This window comes from Vibrio sp. TRT 2004 (genome assembly GCF_050113735.1).
In the GTDB taxonomy this organism is placed as follows: Bacteria; Pseudomonadota; Gammaproteobacteria; order Enterobacterales; family Vibrionaceae; genus Vibrio.
The window spans coordinates 37,850-54,992 of record NZ_JBNJOH010000027.1; the positions used below are offsets into that span (position 1 = coordinate 37,850).

The 17,143-nt window shown below is 44.7% G+C and carries 15 protein-coding genes and 1 riboswitch; of the genes, 11 read left to right on the forward strand and 4 right to left on the reverse strand.

Annotated features, from left to right (window positions below):
• Positions 1–10 precede the first annotated feature (10 nt).
• Entirely contained in the window at positions 11–2,446 is a 2,436-nt protein-coding gene (gene plsB, locus ACQEXR_RS12230; RefSeq protein WP_426953113.1) for a glycerol-3-phosphate 1-O-acyltransferase PlsB, read from the reverse strand.
• 204 nt (positions 2,447–2,650) lie between these two features.
• On the opposite strand from plsB, the gene ACQEXR_RS12235 reads away from it, so the two are divergent.
• The 6 genes from ACQEXR_RS12235 (at position 2,651) to fghA (ending at position 8,316) form a co-directional block, all read left to right on the forward strand.
• A complete protein-coding gene (locus ACQEXR_RS12235) occupies positions 2,651–3,013 on the forward strand; it encodes a diacylglycerol kinase (RefSeq protein ID WP_427020427.1) in 363 nt (120 codons plus the stop codon).
• Between the two features lie 108 nt (positions 3,014–3,121).
• The gene (lexA, locus tag ACQEXR_RS12240; RefSeq protein ID WP_138971311.1) at positions 3,122–3,742 is read left to right on the forward strand and encodes a transcriptional repressor LexA; all 621 of its coding nucleotides are present in this window, start codon (positions 3,122–3,124) and stop codon (positions 3,740–3,742) included.
• Between the two features lie 88 nt (positions 3,743–3,830).
• A complete protein-coding gene (locus ACQEXR_RS12245; RefSeq protein WP_427020428.1) occupies positions 3,831–4,643 on the forward strand; it encodes a class I SAM-dependent methyltransferase in 813 nt (270 codons plus the stop codon).
• Positions 4,644–4,684: 41 nt separating this feature from the next.
• Positions 4,685–6,022, forward strand: a complete 1,338-nt coding sequence (gene dinF / locus ACQEXR_RS12250; RefSeq protein WP_427020429.1) for an MATE family efflux transporter DinF — start codon at positions 4,685–4,687, stop codon at positions 6,020–6,022.
• A gap of 212 nt (positions 6,023–6,234) precedes the next feature.
• A complete protein-coding gene (locus ACQEXR_RS12255; protein WP_426953116.1) occupies positions 6,235–7,383 on the forward strand; it encodes an S-(hydroxymethyl)glutathione dehydrogenase/class III alcohol dehydrogenase in 1,149 nt (382 codons plus the stop codon).
• A gap of 84 nt (positions 7,384–7,467) precedes the next feature.
• On the forward strand, positions 7,468–8,316 hold the full coding sequence (gene fghA, locus ACQEXR_RS12260; RefSeq protein WP_427020430.1) for an S-formylglutathione hydrolase: 849 nt from the start codon (positions 7,468–7,470) through the stop codon (positions 8,314–8,316).
• A gap of 44 nt (positions 8,317–8,360) precedes the next feature.
• Here fghA and sthA read toward each other — a convergent pair whose 3' ends face one another.
• Positions 8,361–9,791: a Si-specific NAD(P)(+) transhydrogenase gene (gene sthA / locus ACQEXR_RS12265; RefSeq protein ID WP_138971316.1), complete on the reverse strand. Its 1,431-nt coding sequence runs from the start codon at positions 9,789–9,791 to the stop codon at positions 8,361–8,363.
• Positions 9,792–10,049: 258 nt separating this feature from the next.
• On the opposite strand from sthA, the gene fabR reads away from it, so the two are divergent.
• Positions 10,050–10,691, forward strand: a complete 642-nt coding sequence (fabR, locus tag ACQEXR_RS12270; RefSeq protein WP_138971317.1) for an HTH-type transcriptional repressor FabR — start codon at positions 10,050–10,052, stop codon at positions 10,689–10,691.
• Positions 10,691–11,074 (forward strand): YijD family membrane protein, encoded by a 384-nt coding sequence (locus ACQEXR_RS12275; protein WP_138971318.1) that lies wholly within the window; start codon positions 10,691–10,693, stop codon positions 11,072–11,074. Before fabR ends, ACQEXR_RS12275 begins: the two co-directional genes overlap by 1 nt.
• A gap of 67 nt (positions 11,075–11,141) precedes the next feature.
• On the opposite strand, the gene trmA is transcribed toward ACQEXR_RS12275, so the two are convergent.
• Entirely contained in the window at positions 11,142–12,248 is a 1,107-nt protein-coding gene (trmA, locus tag ACQEXR_RS12280; RefSeq protein ID WP_427020431.1) for a tRNA (uridine(54)-C5)-methyltransferase TrmA, read from the reverse strand.
• A gap of 200 nt (positions 12,249–12,448) precedes the next feature.
• Positions 12,449–12,651, forward strand: a riboswitch (cobalamin riboswitch).
• A gap of 55 nt (positions 12,652–12,706) precedes the next feature.
• On the opposite strand from trmA, the gene ACQEXR_RS12285 reads away from it, so the two are divergent.
• The 3 genes from ACQEXR_RS12285 to murI are packed head-to-tail and all read left to right on the forward strand — an operon-like array spanning position 12,707 to position 16,212.
• Entirely contained in the window at positions 12,707–14,650 is a 1,944-nt protein-coding gene (locus ACQEXR_RS12285; protein ID WP_427020432.1) for a TonB-dependent receptor, read from the forward strand.
• A 49-nt stretch (positions 14,651–14,699) separates the two neighbouring features.
• Entirely contained in the window at positions 14,700–15,374 is a 675-nt protein-coding gene (locus ACQEXR_RS12290) for an adenine nucleotide alpha hydrolase (protein WP_138971321.1), read from the forward strand.
• A 43-nt stretch (positions 15,375–15,417) separates the two neighbouring features.
• Complete coding sequence (gene murI, locus ACQEXR_RS12295; RefSeq protein ID WP_331418243.1) at positions 15,418–16,212, forward strand: glutamate racemase; 795 nt, start codon at positions 15,418–15,420, stop codon at positions 16,210–16,212.
• Here the strand turns inward: murI and ACQEXR_RS12300 are convergent.
• Positions 16,178–16,627, reverse strand: coding sequence for an RNA recognition motif domain-containing protein (locus ACQEXR_RS12300; RefSeq protein WP_138971323.1), 450 nt, complete (start codon positions 16,625–16,627; stop codon positions 16,178–16,180). The two genes, murI and ACQEXR_RS12300, sit on opposite strands and share 35 nt — an antisense overlap.
• Between the last annotated feature and the right edge of the window lie 516 nt (positions 16,628–17,143).

Below are 17,143 nucleotides of genomic sequence, written 5' to 3' on the forward strand. Positions count from 1 at the left end.
TATTGTCACTTTATTTGTTTTCTGCGGTTTGGCAGATACTTTCTCTGATGGTCAAACGTACTTCAGGATAAAGCATAGAGTAGAGAAGGCTCGCAAGAGCTTGGCTTTTCTCTATGTCACAGTTGCCATCCACATCAAGATACGCTTGTTGTTTTAGGGTTGTGAACAGCGCCGAAAAGACACCTTTATCGAAAAATTCTGGTGCGTTGATTCCGTGCAGGCGACCTAGGCGTTGAGCAATGTCCTGACTCTTCTGCTCAAGATCTGATTTACCTAAATCAGGGCTAGCAACTAATAAATTTAGAGCGATTGCGTAGCGTTGCAGTGTTTCAGTAATCGTGCGTCCAAGTAGCACAAGCACTTGAGTATTAGCTTGATTGATCGCGACGTTTTGTTCGCTATCGATCGTAACGAGTCCCTGATGTGCAAGCTCTTCAATGTAGGATTCCGTTAGCTCATCCAAGTTTTCCTGTTCAATGCTCAGGAAAAGCTCCTGCTTGAGGAATGGGTAAACCAAGGCGACATTCTGTTTGATCTGCTTCAGCGAAAGTTTTTGATGGCGAACCAACATCTGAGCGATAAGTGATGGCAGAGCCAGCAAATGAATGATGTTATTTCGATAGTAAGTCATCAAGATCGATTGATTACGATCCAGTGACACAATCTCGCCCATGCTGTCTGATTCGATAATAAACTTATCGAGTGACTCGGCATGCTTGACCAATGCTTCTGCACTATCTTCCGGTACCGTATAGGTTGTCGAGTATGGAACGTTTTTTAACATCGACAAGTAGCAGTCAATTTGGCTAACTAAATTGTCACGAGAGAGTGCTCGCTGACGAGAAGCCAATAATGCTGTCGCACACAGAGTTAGGGCATTGGTTGCTGCCGCGTCGTTGATATGTGTCATCATCTTAGTCGCGAGATCATTCACCACAGGGTTTAGCCACTGAGGTTTACTGCTGCCCATGGCATCGATGTCTTTGGTCCACTCAGGGGCTTTTTCATTCAAGTACTGGTTAAGCGGAATGGGCTCACCAAAGTTGACATAGCCTTGGCCAAAGTTGCGTAGTTTACGGATTGTGCGTAACACTTGGCCTGCGTTTTCTTTTTCTTTGCGCTTTCCGCGTAACTCTTTTGCGTAAGTGCTCACTTCCATTACATGCTCATAACCAATATAGACTGGCACCAGCGTTACTGGGCGGTTGAGGCCACGTAGCATCGCTTGGATAGTCATCGCCAGCATACCAGTTTTTGCTTGGAGCAAACGACCTGTGCGTGAACGACCGCCTTCACTGAAATATTCTACGGAGTAACCTTTGGCGAAAAGTTCTGCCAAGTACTCGCGGAAGATGGTGGAATATAGCTTATTACCCTTAAAGCTACGGCGAATAAAGAAAGCACCACCGCGACGGAAGATAGGCCCCGCTGGGAAGAAGTTTAGGTTAATGCCTGCTGCGATATGCGGCGGCACCATGCCTTCACGGTACAGTACGTAGGACAGCAGTAAGTAGTCCATATGGCTTCGGTGACAAGGAACATAAACAATTTCATGTCCGTCTTGAGCCAATTTTCGCACCGTAGCGGCGTTGGTAATGTTTAAACCTTGGTAGATACGGTTCCAAAGCCAGCCAAGCAGACGTTCGCCATTCTTAATTAGTGAGTATGAGAAGTCTGCAGCGATCTCATCCATAATGGCGTGCGCTTCTTTACGCGCTTTCTCAATTGAGATGTTCTTTGATTTGGCTTCGTCTTCGATGGCCTTTTCAATGGCTTTAGATTTCATCAGACGATCAAATAATGCCTGACGACTTGGCAGATTAGGGCCTGATGCAGCAAGCTTTTGACGCGAAAAGTGAATACGTGCTACGCGGGCAAGTTTGTGTGCGATTGAAGCATCCGTACCGTGCGAGTCCGCCATGTAGCGGAGTGAAACTACCGGGCTAATACGTACCAAGCAATCACGACCCGCGAACAAAACCGCTTTCGCTTTTTGTGGCCCATTGAGTGACTGGAGATAAGGTTTTTGTCGTGACTCTTTACCCGGTTTACGGCCCCAAAGAACGGTGGTCGGAATGACTTGAACATCGAGCTCTGAATCAAACTTATGCAGTTCCAGCAGATCGGAGAATAGAGTGATCGATTCGTTTGGTACATCTTGATCGTTGCCCATTACGGTTTGTCGGGCTGAGGTAAACACATAGCGGTTAAACTGTTTACCATTAATTTCTACAGGCTCAAGGGGATCAGGTAGGCCCAGCGCAATGACTTGTTTTTGCAGTGCAAGCAAGTCGACACCTGAGCGATACGGCAAAGCGTAAATAATCGGCTTGTTAATATCGATGCTATGATCTTCAATAGGGTTTGAAGGAATTGTTGTCCCTTTAACCAGTACTGACATAGGCAGCTTTAGCAAGGAACGCGATAACATTCGTCCAGAAGACATAAGGTTCTTAGCCTCAAAAATAGATGATTTGCATAAGCACATTTCCAGTTCTGTAACTATAGAAGTGGGGATGTGCCCAAGCGTGTATTTTTATAGGTGGCAAGGATAACAGAAACTGGTCGAACCTTTTACTTATTATTGATTATGAAAACATCAATTTTTTCGCCCATAGCTCGATTAAATAAATAGCAAAGAGAGAGAAGCTTGCAACCTAAAACCACTCATGGATTAAAACGACTCAAAAACGCGACACGCTATTCCTGTCAGGGGCTCAAGGCAGCGTTTAAAAATGAGCCTGCATTTCGTGAAGAAATATTACTGGCTGCCTTGATGATTCCAGTCGCTATTTTGTTAGCAGAGAACCAGTGGCAAAGGATTCTGCTGATTGCAACTGTTGTGCTGGTTTTGATCGCTGAACTGTTTAACAGTGCCATTGAGGCCGTAGTAGATAGAATCGGAACTGAGCAACATGAAATGGCGGGTTTAGCAAAAGATTTAGGCTCAGCATCAGTATTGGTGACCATGTTGTTAACGGGTTATGTATGGTTAGACATTCTGTTCTTTTAAGCAGAACGGGGTGACCATGCTAACTTACTAAAAAACAATCAATTGGCTTTTCATTTCGCCAAATACTGGATATACTCACAGTTAACTGTATAAAAAGACAGGTGACTTATGAAGCCGTTAACGCCCCGCCAACAACAAGTTTTTGACCTCATCAAGAGTAAAATTGATGACACTGGTATGCCACCGACGCGCGCTGAAATTGCACGCGAACTTGGTTTCCGTTCAGCAAATGCTGCTGAAGAACATTTAAAAGCCCTTGCGCGTAAGCAAGCGATTGAGATTATTCCAGGGGCTTCTCGTGGTATCCGTATCTTGTTAGAAGACGCGGCTAATGATGATCAGGGTCTACCACTGATTGGTCAGGTTGCTGCTGGGGAACCTATCCTTGCTCAAGAGCATGTAGAGACGCACTACCAAGTTGATCCTAGTATGTTTAAGCCGCAAGCCGATTTCTTGCTTCGTGTTAATGGCGAGAGTATGAAAGATATCGGTATCATGGATGGTGATTTACTTGCTGTTCATAAGACTCAAGATGTGCGTGATGGGCAAGTTGTTGTGGCTCGAGTGGATGATGACGTGACAGTAAAGCGCTTAGAACGCAAAGGCTCTACGGTTCTGCTTCACGCAGAGAACGAAGAGTTTGAACCGATCAAAGTGGACTTAACTTGTCAGCAATTGACCATCGAAGGTTTGGCTGTCGGCATCATCCGCAATACGGATTGGATGTAATGACTCTTCTTGAGAGTTATTCTCACTTGTTGATTTTGTAATTGATATTCATTATCATCTGAATTCTGGCTACGGAAGGAAGATGATAATGGCCGTCAATCACGCATCAACGAAACATCGCTATCAGATCCCGACAAATTTACTGCAACCATTATGGCTTCGTAGCCGAGAAAGCTTGGTTGACAATGGATTGGTCTATGACCCTATCGCTGCGCGTGCGTGCCAGCGTTGTCATCTTGCCCCCGATTGTTTTTCTGGTGATATTGACCAAAAACAGTTGCTTCATGTTACGCTAACTCAATTGTGCGATCAGCAAGTCTCTGATTTTATAAGACGCAATCCAGATGGTTGGATTGTGAATGTGGGTGCCGGTCTCGATACTCGTTTTTACCGCGTCGACAATGGTCGGTGTCACTGGCTAGAATTAGATGTGACTGAAAATCTACTTTGGCGTCAGAAACTGTTTCATGCCAGTGAACGTTACCACCACATTTGCGGCAGCGTTGATGACCTGAGTTGGCTGGAACAGTTACCTATTCCAGAAAAAACACCAGTCCTGATTGTTTGTGAACATGCTTTGCTTGATTGTAATGCGCAGCAAATCGCGAAGTTTGTTCAAGCTCTAGGTTGTCACTTCGACTCTGCCCGTGCCTGTATGGTGCTAGCGGGAGATCTCACTCAGTCCAAACTAGGCCAAAAGCTAGGGGCTGTTCATTATGCTCATGGGTATAGTGATCCTGGCGAGGCATTACTTGGTTACTTGCCATGGGCTCGCTGGGCAAAAACCTATTCACCACTCGAAAGAGATTGCGGACGCTGGAAACTGTGGCACCGCTGGATCACCAAACTCAGTTTTATAAAGCAGAGATTAACACCGGTAGTGGTTCAGCTTCGTTGGTGATCTCGTTACACTTGTCACTCTGATGTTTATTGAGTGACAACGTGCAAATACTCCAGATCCTATCTAATCGCGCCATCCATAAACAAGTATTGCTGCTTGCTATTCCTATGGTACTTTCCAATATCACCGTCCCTTTATTGGGATTGGTTGATGCTGCTGTTATCGGCCACTTAGAACATGCTTGGTATTTGGGAGGTGTTGCGTTAGGCAGCACGATGATCAGTGTGACTTTCTGGCTACTCGGTTTTCTGAGAATGTCGACGACGGGGCTCACTGCTCAAGCCTATGGAGCGAAAAGCGCTCACCAATTGGGCTTGGTTTTCAGTCAAGGCATGAGTATGGCCTTGATGTTTGCTTCGCTATTTCTGTTATTTCATCAATTTGTTGCTGAGTGGATATTTAGTTTTAGTGATGCCAGCGAGCAGGTTAAGCAATATGGTGCTCAGTACTTTGCTGTGCGCGCCTGGAGTGCCCCAGCTGCGCTGGTCAACTTTGTGATATTAGGCTGGCTGCTAGGAACCCAAAATGCCAAGGCACCTATGTGGATGGTGATCATTGCTAATGTGGTGAATATCGTGCTCGACGTACTGTTTGTGATCGGTTTGGGCTGGAAAGTTGAGGGTGCGGCGCTGGCCTCCGTCATTGCCGATTACACAGGGATGAGTTTTGGTCTCTATTGTGTGTGGCGTAAGTGGCGAATTGAACGTTTACCGCCTGTGTGGGTTCTGCTCAAAGACACCACTCAAGGTTTAGCGCGTTTTGTAAAACTCAATCGCGATATCTTCCTTCGCTCATTATGCCTGCAAGCTGCATTTACTTTTATGACCTTTCAAGGGGCAAGCTTTGGTGATGAAATTGTCGCAGCTAATGCGGTTTTGATGAGTTTCCTAATGATAATTTCGTATGGTATGGATGGCTTCGCTTATGCGATGGAGGCGATGGTCGGCAAAGCGATTGGGGCAAAAGACAAACAGCAGTTGAACCATTCTTTATTCGGAACCTTCTTTTGGAGTTTTGTGATCTGCTTTTTGCTGACAGTGGTGTTTGCTATCGCCGGATCGAGCTTGATCGGAATGATCACAGATATCCCTCAGGTACAGACTATTGCTCTTGAATACTTACCTTGGTTAATCGCGATGCCAATGGTTTCTATGTGGTGCTTCTTGCTTGATGGCGTTTTTATCGGTGCAACCAAAGGGGCGGAGATGCGCAATAGCATGTTTGTTTCGACCTGTACTTTCTTTGTGGTGTTCTATCTGCTGGCCTATCTAGAGAATCATGCACTATGGTTGGCTATGTTGAGTTTCATGGCCGTAAGGGGAATGTCGCTTGCACTGATATTAATTAATCAGTGGCGACAAAACAGATTTCTCGCTTAATTATTCTTTGAATCTATCGCCGAGCTTAGTGCTCGGCTTTTTGTAATTACTCACTATTATTACTTACATGTAAAAATCATTTTCAAAATGACTGGATTATCATGGTCGTTGAAATGCCTAAAATAACTTCCAACAAAACGACGCAGCATTGAGACGCAAGCTCAACTACGCTTATTGCGTCATAACAAATCCCTACTTTGAAGGAAACCCCAATGGCACTTGAACTGAAACCGGGTCAAACTCATATCAAATCGAAAGCGATGGTTGCATGGGCAGCTGGCGCACCACTAAAAATGGAAGAAGTTGATGTTCAGCTTCCCAAAGCGGGTGAAGTACTTGTTCGTATTGTGGCGACTGGTGTATGTCACACAGACGCTTTTACTTTGTCTGGTGACGATCCAGAAGGCATCTTCCCTGCAATCCTCGGCCATGAAGGTGGTGGTATTGTTGAGATGGTGGGCGAAGGTGTAACCAGCGTTGAAGTGGGTGATCATGTTATTCCACTATACACAGCTGAATGTGGTGAATGTAAGTTCTGTAAATCAGGTAAAACTAACCTATGTCAGGCTGTTCGTGAAACTCAAGGAAAGGGTTTAATGCCAGACGGTACAAGTCGTTTCTCCATTAATGGTGAAACAATTTTCCACTACATGGGTTGCTCTACTTTTTCTGAGTACACCGTACTGCCAGAAATTTCACTGGCTAAAGTAAACAAAGAAGCACCACTTGAAGAAGTGTGTCTACTGGGCTGTGGCGTAACAACGGGTATGGGTGCTGTCTTAAACACCGCTAAGGTTAAGCAGGGCGATACGGTGGCTATCTTTGGGCTTGGTGGTATTGGTTTATCGGCGGTCATTGGTGCTCGTATGGCTGGCGCAAGCCGCATCATTGGCGTTGATATCAATGAAAGTAAGTTCGAACTAGCAAAACAATTGGGTGCGACCGATTGTATTAACCCGCAAAAGTTTGATACGCCAATTCAAGAAGTTATCGTTGAAATGACGGATGGCGGTGTCGACTACTCATTTGAGTGTATTGGTAACGTCAACGTTATGCGCCAAGCACTAGAGTGCTGCCACAAAGGCTGGGGTGAATCGGTGATTATTGGTGTCGCTGGTGCTGGACAAGAAATCTCTACTCGACCATTCCAGTTGGTTACTGGTCGAGTATGGCGTGGTTCAGCATTTGGTGGTGTGAAAGGTCGTTCAGAGCTACCTGAAATTGTTGAACGCTACATGGCTGGTGAGTTCGGTCTGCAAGAATTCATTACTCATACGATGGGTTTGCAAGACGTGAATGAAGCATTTGAACTGATGCACAGAGGTGAGTCTATTCGTACTGTACTTCACATGGATAGATAACGTTTCACGCTTAAGTTTTAACGCCCTGAAACAGGGGCGTTAACTTTCTAATTTATCAAAATCGCTTTTCCCCATGAGGTTGTTATGACCATTGAGAATATTAGCCAAGCCAAAGTATTCGGTGGTTGGCACAAACAATACACACATCAGTCTGTCCGACTGAATTGCGCAATGCGTTTTGCGATTTTTTTACCGCCGAAAGCGTCGAAGAGTAGCCCCGTCCCCGTGCTCTATTGGCTTTCTGGATTGACGTGTACAGATGAAAACTTCATGCAAAAAGCGGGAGCATTTCGTCGTGCAGCAGAGTTAGGCATAGCGATTGTTGCGCCAGATACCAGTCCACGCGGTGACGATGTTGCTGATGATGATGGGTATGATCTTGGGAAAGGCGCGGGCTTCTATCTCAATGCTACGCAAGAGCCTTGGTCTCGCCACTATCAGATGTACGATTATGTGGTTGATGAGCTGCCTGCATTGATTGAAGCAAATTTTCCCGTATCTAAAGAGCGTTCTATTTTTGGTCATAGCATGGGGGGACACGGTGCGTTGACTATTGGTTTGAAGAACAGTGAGAAATATCGCTCGATTTCAGCGTTTAGCCCGATCAGTAATCCGATGCAATCACCGTGGGGGCAGAAAGCGTTTACTGCTTATCTTGGTAATGATTTCGAAATATGGAGACAGTACGATGCGAGTGAATTGCTCAAACAGGCGAAGGCTCAGCTGCCGATTCTGGTTGATCAGGGTGATGCAGATAGTTTTTTAGTCGAACAGCTTAAACCAGAAGTGCTGGTTGCTGCGGCACAAGAGCATGGTTCAGATGTCGAGGTTCGCCTTCAACCGGGTTATGATCATAGTTACTACTTCATATCCAGCTTTATTGATGAGCACATTGATTTCCATGCCTCTTACCTAATTCAGAAGCATAGCTAAATAATTAAGCCTGCATACAATGCAGGCTTAATTCGTTTCGGTGCTTAGAACAATCGGTTTAAACCATTGAGAGCGGCAACTCGGTACGCTTCCGCCATGGTTGGATAGTTAAAGGTGGTGTTAACGAAGTACTCAATCGTATTCGCTTCGCCTTTCTGTTCCATGATGGCTTGACCGATGTGAATGATTTCAGCGGCACGCTCACCAAAACAGTGAATGCCCAAGATCTCTTTGGTTTCACGATGGAATAGAATCTTTAAGCTACCAATATCTTTCCCTGCAATTTGCGCACGAGCCAAATGTTTGAATGATGAACGTCCAACCTCATACGGAACTTTGGCCGCCGTCAGCTCTTGTTCAGTTTTACCTACCGAACTGATCTCTGGAATGGTGTAGATGCCGGTTGGGATATCATCAATCAAATGGCCTTCTGCTTGGCCTTTCGTTATTGCTTGAGCAACAAAACGGCCTTGGTCGTAGGCGGCACTGGCTAGGCTAGGGTAACCAATCACGTCACCAACAGCATAGATGTGTTCCACTTCAGTCTGATAGTTGCCATCAACCTTAAGTTGACCACGAGAGTCTGCCTCTAGACCAACTGCTGAAAGATTGAGTTTATCCGTGTTACCTGTACGACCATTCGCGTAAAGGATACAGTCAGCTCGCATCTTCTTACCTGATTCCAAGTGAACGATGACACCATCTTCGGTTCCTTCGATTTTTTCAAAGGTCTCATCGTTACGTATCACGACACCACTGTTCCAGAAGTGATAAGAGAGCGCATCAGACACTTCATTATCAAGGAAAGAAAGTAGGCGATCTCGGGTGTTAATTAGGTCAGTTTTAACCCCTAATCCACGGAAAATCGATGCGTACTCACAACCGATCACACCAGCACCATAGATAATGATATGGCGAGGGTCATGCTTTAGGTTAAGGATTGAGTCACTGTCGTAAATGCGTTCATGCATGAAATCGACATTGTCTGGTTGATATGGACGAGAGCCCGTCGCAATAACAAATCGATCTGCACTGTAGGTTTCTTCAGTACCGTCACTTTGCATTACCGCTATCGTGTATTTATCGATGAAACGAGCGCTGCCGAAAATCAACGTACACTGATTGCGGTCGTAAAAGCCTTGACGTAAACGCGTCTGTTTATCGATAACGGATTTGGCATGACCAAGGATATTGGAAAACGTTGAGTGTAAGCTGGTGTTATTGTGGCAGAACAGAGGGTTGTTGTTGAATTCAATGATACGGCTAACTGCATGACGCAGCGCCTTAGAAGGGATGGTTCCCCAGTGAGTACAACCACCACCTACACTGCTTTCCTTTTCTACAATGGCTACATTTAATCCCGCTTTGGTTAATCCCATCGCTGCCCCTTCACCACCGGGACCACTACCAATAACGATTACATCAAAGTGGTTACTCTCCGCCATAGCTTTTTCCTTGTTATATAGTCTTAACATTGCTGTAGCGAGATTTTAACTGATTCCTCAAAGGCGTAAAAGAAAAGCGCACTAGAGAGTCGGTGAGATCACGTAGAATCAAGTAAATAGATTAAAGGGTATGTCGTATGTCTCTAATTCAGGGCGAAAAGATTGAAAATTTGGCCTAACTCGGTTTAATTGCCACTCGGTTGTCAAAGCGAGAGATTATGGGTTATCTCCTTAAGCCAATCGTTGTATATTAAAGGCTACCGTTGAAAGAAAAATAGAAAAACAAATATGAAATCCATGGGAATCCGTGCACAGCAAAAAGAAAAAACGCGTCGTTCATTAATTGATGCAGCGTTTAGTCAATTGAGTGCTGATCGTAGCTTCTCCAACTTAAGTTTAAGAGAAGTCGCACGCGAAGCGGGAATCGCTCCAACATCATTCTACCGCCACTTTAAGGATATGGATGAGTTAGGTTTAACCATGGTCGATGAGGGAGGCTTGTTGCTGCGTCAACTTATGCGCCAAGCTCGCCAACGCATTGTCAAAGAGGGCAGTGTGATTCGAACTTCTGTTGAAACCTTCATGGAGTTTATCGAAAGTAGTCCAAACGTTTTTCGTCTATTGTTACGTGAGCGATCGGGTACTTCTTTTGAATTTCGTACCGCTGTCGCTCGTGAGATGCAACATTTTGTCGCAGAGATGACAGAGTATTTGATTAGTACCGGGATGACTCGGGACGAAGCTTTTACCCAAGCAGAAGCATCCGTTACCTTGGTCTTCAGCTCAGGTGCAGAAGCTTTAGATTTAGAAAGGCATGAGCGAGATGAACTCGCGGAGCGTCTTATAATGCAATTGCGAATGATAGCCAAAGGGGCTTTCTGGTATCGCAAAGAACGTGAACGTAACCGATTAAAAGGTGGGATAGATTAATGTCGAATGAAACAAACCAAGTTAATCGTGGTTCTGAGAAGAAAACACTCGTATTGGCGCTCGTCGCGGGTATGTGTGGTGATGCCATGTTGTCATGGCTAACTATGAGTGAAGTATCTTTCTCAATTTTTCCACTGATTGCACTTGTACTATCAGTACAAGCGCTCTACCAAGAGTACCTACGTAACCCTGTCTCTGAAGATATCCCGCTGGTGGGTCTAGCGTGTTTCTTTGTCGGAGCATTTGGCCATTCCGCGTTTGTCAAAGCGCAATACCCAGACGCTGGCTCAAATATGTTGGCAATCTTCATCACCTTAGGTTTGCTACTATGGGTTGCAAAGAAACTGGGTTTTCTAAACGCAGTCACTAAAGCAGAATCTTAATCTGCCATACTCTAGAGACAAAAAACGAGCCACGTAGGCTCGTTTTTTATTTTGTCCTTATTTGAGATTACTTGCGCTCTAGCAGTACACCCGCTTCCATATGGTGGGTGAATGGGAACTGGTCGAACAGGGCGAAACGAGTCACTTTGTGTGTTTCACAAAGGACATCCAGATTTTCTTTCAGTGTTTCTGGGTTACATGAGATATACATGATGCGCTCGTAACCTTGCACCATCTTACATGTGTCGATGTCCATACCTGCACGTGGTGGATCAACAAAAATGGTATTGCAGTTGTAGCTGTTTAGGTCGACGCCCGCATCTTTTAAACGGCGGAACTCACGTTTTCCTTCGATTGCTTGAGTAAACTCTTCAGCAGACAGGCGTAAGATCTGCACGTTACCGATATTATTGGCCTTAATGTTGTACTGAGCAGATTCTACGGAAGGCTTTGCAAGCTCAGTTGCCAAAACGCGATCGAAGTTTTGCGCGAGTGCTAGTGAAAAGTTACCGTTACCACAGTAAAGCTCAAGTAGATCGCCACTACTCTCTTGGGTGCAGTCAACCGCCCACTCTAACATCTTCTCCGCGACCTTACCGTTAGGTTGGGTAAAGCTGTTTTCAACTTGTTGGTAAACGTATGGTTTGCCATTGACATCGAGCTTCTCAATGACGTAATCACGATCAAGAACAATCTTCATCTTGCGTGCGCGACCAATGATGTTGAGATTAAACCCTTCATCATTGAGACGTTGCTTGAGGGCTTTTGCATGTTTCGTCCACTCTTCATCTAATTGACGATGGTAAAGTAGTGACACCAAAACTTCACCACTCAGTGTCGATAAGAAGTCAACTTGGAACAACTTACGGCGCAGAGATTCATTATCTTTCATCGCTTCGACGAGAAGAGGCATCAAGTCGTTGATCAGGCGGCTAGCTGCTGGGAACTGATCGACGCGGTACTTCTCTCGAGTCTCTTGGTTGAACATGATGTAGTAGAGGTCTTCACCTTCATGCCAAACACGAAATTCTGCACGCATACGGTAGTGTTGTTCTGGTGATTCGAACACTTCCAACTCAGGTACATTATAAGAAGCGAACATCTCGTTGAGACGGTCGACCTTTTCAGCCAGTTGTTCTTGGTAGCGTTGTGGGTTTACATCAAGAGTCGCCATGGTGATTACCTTTGGTTTTGTACCTGTGAATGGTGCATTTAATTCAAGAGCGCAGATTTTATTCAATCTCAGCAGTATGTCCAGTACTGTGCCCTCAATGCCTTAAAGATAGCGTGTAAAGTGCTAATGAGTGAGTAGATGAAAGCGGCCAATTTCATCTGAATGAAGAATATAGACTGGACAAATAATCAATTGCTGAATAACATCGACGCCAAGCTGGTGCTGTCTAGATGTATAGATGGCTGAAAAGGGAATCTGGTGTAAATCCAGAACTGACGCGCAGCGGTAAAAGAGAACGAAAGCCCATTAGACACTTTATGCAGGAGCATGGGGGAAGTCGGGTGAGTAGGTGGCCTATGCCAAGCTCTTAAGTCCGAAGACCTGCCAGCAGCTGAGCAAAACACTGGAAGCAATAGGCTCCATGCTCAGTAGGACTGACGCGATTTAGGATTATAAAAATGAACCGATCTATATTAGCGATAGCAGTGGCATCGCTACTTTCACACACCTCTTATTCTTACGCTCAAGAAGTTTCAACCGATGAGACTATGGTGGTTCTTGCCAAAAGTGACTTCAACAACTCTATTGAAGACATTCCGGCTAACGTAACCGTAATTACTTCAGATGATATTGCCGCTAGCGGTGCTAAGAGTCTAGACACATTACTACGAGCACGAGCAGGTATTCAGATTTCTGACACAAACAGTGGACCAGCATTTGCTATCCGAGGTTTTACTGGTGGACAAGCGGCTAACAACACTCTGATCTTGGTCGATGGACGTCGTCTAAACAAACAAGACCTTTCTGCTCCCCAAGTCAGTTCAATTCTGGTTTCGCAGATTGAACGCGTTGAAGTTCTATCGGGTAGTGCTGGTGTTTTATATGGTGACCAAGCTGTAGGTGGTGTTATCAACATCATTACTAAGGGTGGTAACCAAGACGGTGGCAACGTATCAGTAAGCGTTGGCAGCTTTGACTCGGTCGCTGGTAGTGTTGACGTATCTAAGCAGTTAAATGAGCGTTGGAACTTATTCCTCAGCGCAAGTCAGGATAACAGTGATAACTATCGTGAGCATAACAAGCGAGAGACGGGTGTATTACTTGGTCGACTGAACTATGACCAAGACCAGACTGAGTTTTTCGCAGAAGCAAGCTATTACGACAACAACCGTCAATATGCTGGTTCGTTAACTGAAGAACAATACGAGCAAGATCCAACTCAGGCTGGTTCGTCAAACCCGACTGATTACTCTCATGAAATCACTAAAGCACTTCGTGCGGGTTATAAACGTAATCTAAGTGACGCATGGATCCTTGGTACAGATGTCATTTACGATAACACTTCAGGATCTGGCTTGGCTTGGGGAAGCTCTACAGCAAGTAAAAGTAAGCAGTTATTTGGCTCGGTAAACGTAGAAAACCAATTCTCTACACAATCTGGTCAAGGTAATGTACTACTTGGTCTTGAAGGTGCAGATCGTGATCACTCATACAAGTCATCATCAACTGACAGAGCGAATGAGCAAAACAGCTACAGCGTGTTCGGCCAGCTAAACTATCCTTTAATCACGGATCTAACGTTGACAACGGGTGCTCGATACAGCTCTGTAGAAGATAAGATCTACGATGGAGCAATTTACCCTAACACTGAGAAGCTATCTGAATCCCAGGATGCTTATGAGCTTGGTCTGAACTACAAGATTACTCCGTCTCAGCGAGTGTACGTTCGCGGGGAGACTAACTTCAGGTTTGCTAAGATAGACGAGCAAGCTTATACCTCACCAGGTGTTTTAGGCCTGAAGCCGCAAACAGGTAAATCCTTGGAAGCAGGTTGGGGTCTTTATGAAGCTGATTACAGCGTTAAAGTCGATGTATTCAATCTCCAGCTAGAAGATGAAATTGTTTTTGATAGCAGTGCACCGACTCCGGTTGGCGGATTCTTTTCTGGAGCGAATGTTAACGCTGACGAATCTGAACGAAACGGCATCAGTGTCAGCGGTGACTTGTACGTACATGAAAACCTTCAGCTAGGCTTGGAATACAGCCTGATTGATGCTGAATTCTCAAGCGGTGATAACAAGGGTAAAAAACTACCTTGGGTCGCACGTAATACTGGCCGAGTATTTGCGACATACGATATCAGTTACGAGTGGCAAGTTTTTGTCGAAGGTGTTTACACAGGCACTCGTTATAAAGATGGTGACACATCAAATAGCTTAGATAAGCTGCCTGCATATTGGTTAGGTAACCTGGCGGTAAGTTACATTCAAAATGAATGGTCAGCGACACTTCGTGTTGATAATGCCTTCGATGAAAAATATGCAGCAAATGCGAACAACTGGGGAGCGTATTACCCAGGTGATGGTCGTAAAGTTATGCTAACTGGCTCTTACCAGTTTTAATATCTCAAACCGCCTTCGGGCGGTTTTTTCTTATAGATAGATAATCACTATGCAAAAGAACGTCATTATTAGCTGGTCAAGTGGCAAAGACTCGACACTGACCCTTGAAAGATTGATGGACAACGAACAGTACAATGTCGTTGGACTTTATACCACCTATGTCAAAGACGAAGTCCCCTTTCAGGCAACGCCCCTTTATGTCCTAGATATGCAAGCCGAACTGTTGGACCTACCTCTAATTAAAATCGAACTACCCGAATCATTTCCACCAAACGAGATCTACCAAGACACCATTATCAGAGGCTTAAAACAGAGTAACCTCTCAATAGATGCAGTCGCCTTTGGCGATATGTTCTGTAATGGTATCGAAGCTTATCGTCGTAGTTATATAGAACCAGCCGGTTGGGAGTGTGTATTTCCTTTATTGGGTCAGAGTAGTAGAGATCTTGCTGATGAAATCATTGCAAGAGAGATTCAAACATTGGTCGTTACGACAGATAGTTCCCGGCTCGCAAGCCAGTATTGTGGCAAATGGTACAGCGAAGCGTTTATACGCAGTTTGCCCGACGGTGTAGATCCTTGTGGTGAAAATGGTGAATTTCACACCTTGGTTACTGATACCCGAAGCTACTCGGGCAGAATTGATATTGAAACTACATATATAGAAGAGGGGGAGCGTTTCTGTTATCAGCGTTACACCGCGAAGAGATTGCCAAATACCTAGCAGAGAGTATTATTGCCAAGTCCAAATGTAGTGAGTTAATCAAGTGAACCATCAAACAGCGAAAATACTGATCTTTGATTCTGGCGTAGGCGGCTTATCTGTATATAAAGAAATACAGGCTCAACTTCCTCAACTTGATTACCTCTATATATTTGATAACGAAGCATACCCATATGGCGAACTTGACCACAATACACTGATTGCCCGCGTTGATATCATCGTCTCTTCCTTGGTTGCAGAGCATCAAATCGATTTAGTGGTCATCGCGTGCAACACGGCCAGCACGATCGTTTTACCAACGCTAAGAGCCAAATTATCGATTCCTGTTGTCGGCGTCGTTCCAGCAATCAAACCCGCATCCAACCTTGCCAATAAAGCGGTGGGTCTTATTGCAACTCCCGCAACTATTACACGCGAATACACCCATGACCTCATTCGAGACTTTTCGCAAAGCAAACCAGTGGAATTACTAGGTTCAACTCGGCTGGTGGATATCGCAGAAGAAAAACTACGAGGCAAAAGCGTTGATCTCGGTGAGTTAAAAGAAATACTCTCACCGATGGCGAGTAAGATCGACGTTGCGGTACTGGGCTGCACACATTTCCCACTGATCAGAGAAGAAATACAGGCGGTGTTAACAGACCATGTATTACTGGTTGATTCAGGAGAAGCGATTGCGAGAAGGGTGAAAGACTTATTGGTCTTTGAAGCGAATAGCGAAAAGAAAGGAAAGAGAGAAATCTATTCAAGCGCTCCCCCTTGGGAAGAAGGAGCCTTGAATCAGGCATTATACTTAATGGGCTTTAGTCCAGTTCAGTACTATCCGATTGAGATTTAGGGTCATTAGCAACACGTACTTTTAGAGTTCGTTGCATATAGTCCTTCTCATTAAGTGCATCTATAGCGGGCTGTGCATCTGTCGCAGCCATTACGACAAAGCCAAACCCTCTTCTTTTACCAGTGCGTTTATCCTTCATTAGACGAACCGCAAAAACTTCACCATGCTTGGCGAACAGGTCCTTTACATGGGATTCATTTGCCTTATATGGCAAGTTCCCGACATAGAGTGTTTTAGTTGAAGGGTCATTCAATTGATCTTGTTCGATGTTGGTGTTCGAAAGTTTAAGAATAAAAGCGGAAGCAAAAACACCTAGAACAAAGCTCAAAGCAGGGGGAATAGCTACCTGCGAAAAGATGATCCCACCCAAAACAGCTAAGGCGACAATCATTAAGGTCGATTTGTTTGAACTCATATTGGAATACAACTTTTAGGTTTGAGAAAAATTAGGTCTACCGTTAACAAAATAGACACAGGGATCTTACGTATATGGTTATAGTTTTTCCAACCTATTGATGTGACCTGACTCAAATGTTGAAATTTTATTCTATTTTCAGCGGTTTGATTTCTTTTTGACCAAACGAAAATTAATTTCAAAAAAACACTTGTCATCCTCTCAGAGCTCCCTATAATGCCGCTCCATCGACACGGAATGAGACGAAAGTCACGCACCGAGTTGGAAAGAGAAAAAGAAGTTAAAAAAACTCTTGACTCTAAAAATGGGAAGCGTAAGATACGCACCCCTAGCAGTGAGGCGATAAGCGCTAAACTGGCTAGAAAAAGCTCTTTAAAAATATAGACCTATCAATCTGTGTGGGCACTCGTTGATGATAATCCAATTAGAAATTTCTCTTAATAAAGAGGGGTTTCAAATTAGGTTTCAATGAAACGAAGTGACCAAACGAGACTTCTTTTGGAAACATTAGAGGAC

Excerpts from the sequence above, each read along its gene's own strand:
- plsB (WP_426953113.1), bottom strand. The coding sequence starts at position 2,446 with ATGTCTTCTGGACGAATGTTATCGCGTTCCTTGCTAAAGCTGCCTATG.
- lexA (WP_138971311.1), top strand. The coding sequence starts at position 3,122 with ATGAAGCCGTTAACGCCCCGCCAACAACAAGTTTTTGACCTCATCAAG.
- ACQEXR_RS12245 (WP_427020428.1), top strand. The coding sequence starts at position 3,831 with ATGGCCGTCAATCACGCATCAACGAAACATCGCTATCAGATCCCGACA.
- ACQEXR_RS12255 (WP_426953116.1), top strand. The coding sequence starts at position 6,235 with ATGGCACTTGAACTGAAACCGGGTCAAACTCATATCAAATCGAAAGCG.
- fghA (WP_427020430.1), top strand. The coding sequence starts at position 7,468 with ATGACCATTGAGAATATTAGCCAAGCCAAAGTATTCGGTGGTTGGCAC.
- sthA (WP_138971316.1), bottom strand. The coding sequence starts at position 9,791 with ATGTTAAGACTATATAACAAGGAAAAAGCTATGGCGGAGAGTAACCAC.
- fabR (WP_138971317.1), top strand. The coding sequence starts at position 10,050 with ATGAAATCCATGGGAATCCGTGCACAGCAAAAAGAAAAAACGCGTCGT.
- ACQEXR_RS12275 (WP_138971318.1), top strand. The coding sequence starts at position 10,691 with ATGTCGAATGAAACAAACCAAGTTAATCGTGGTTCTGAGAAGAAAACA.
- trmA (WP_427020431.1), bottom strand. The coding sequence starts at position 12,248 with ATGGCGACTCTTGATGTAAACCCACAACGCTACCAAGAACAACTGGCT.
- ACQEXR_RS12285 (WP_427020432.1), top strand. The coding sequence starts at position 12,707 with ATGAACCGATCTATATTAGCGATAGCAGTGGCATCGCTACTTTCACAC.
- ACQEXR_RS12290 (WP_138971321.1), top strand. The coding sequence starts at position 14,700 with ATGCAAAAGAACGTCATTATTAGCTGGTCAAGTGGCAAAGACTCGACA.
- ACQEXR_RS12300 (WP_138971323.1), bottom strand. The coding sequence starts at position 16,627 with ATGAGTTCAAACAAATCGACCTTAATGATTGTCGCCTTAGCTGTTTTG.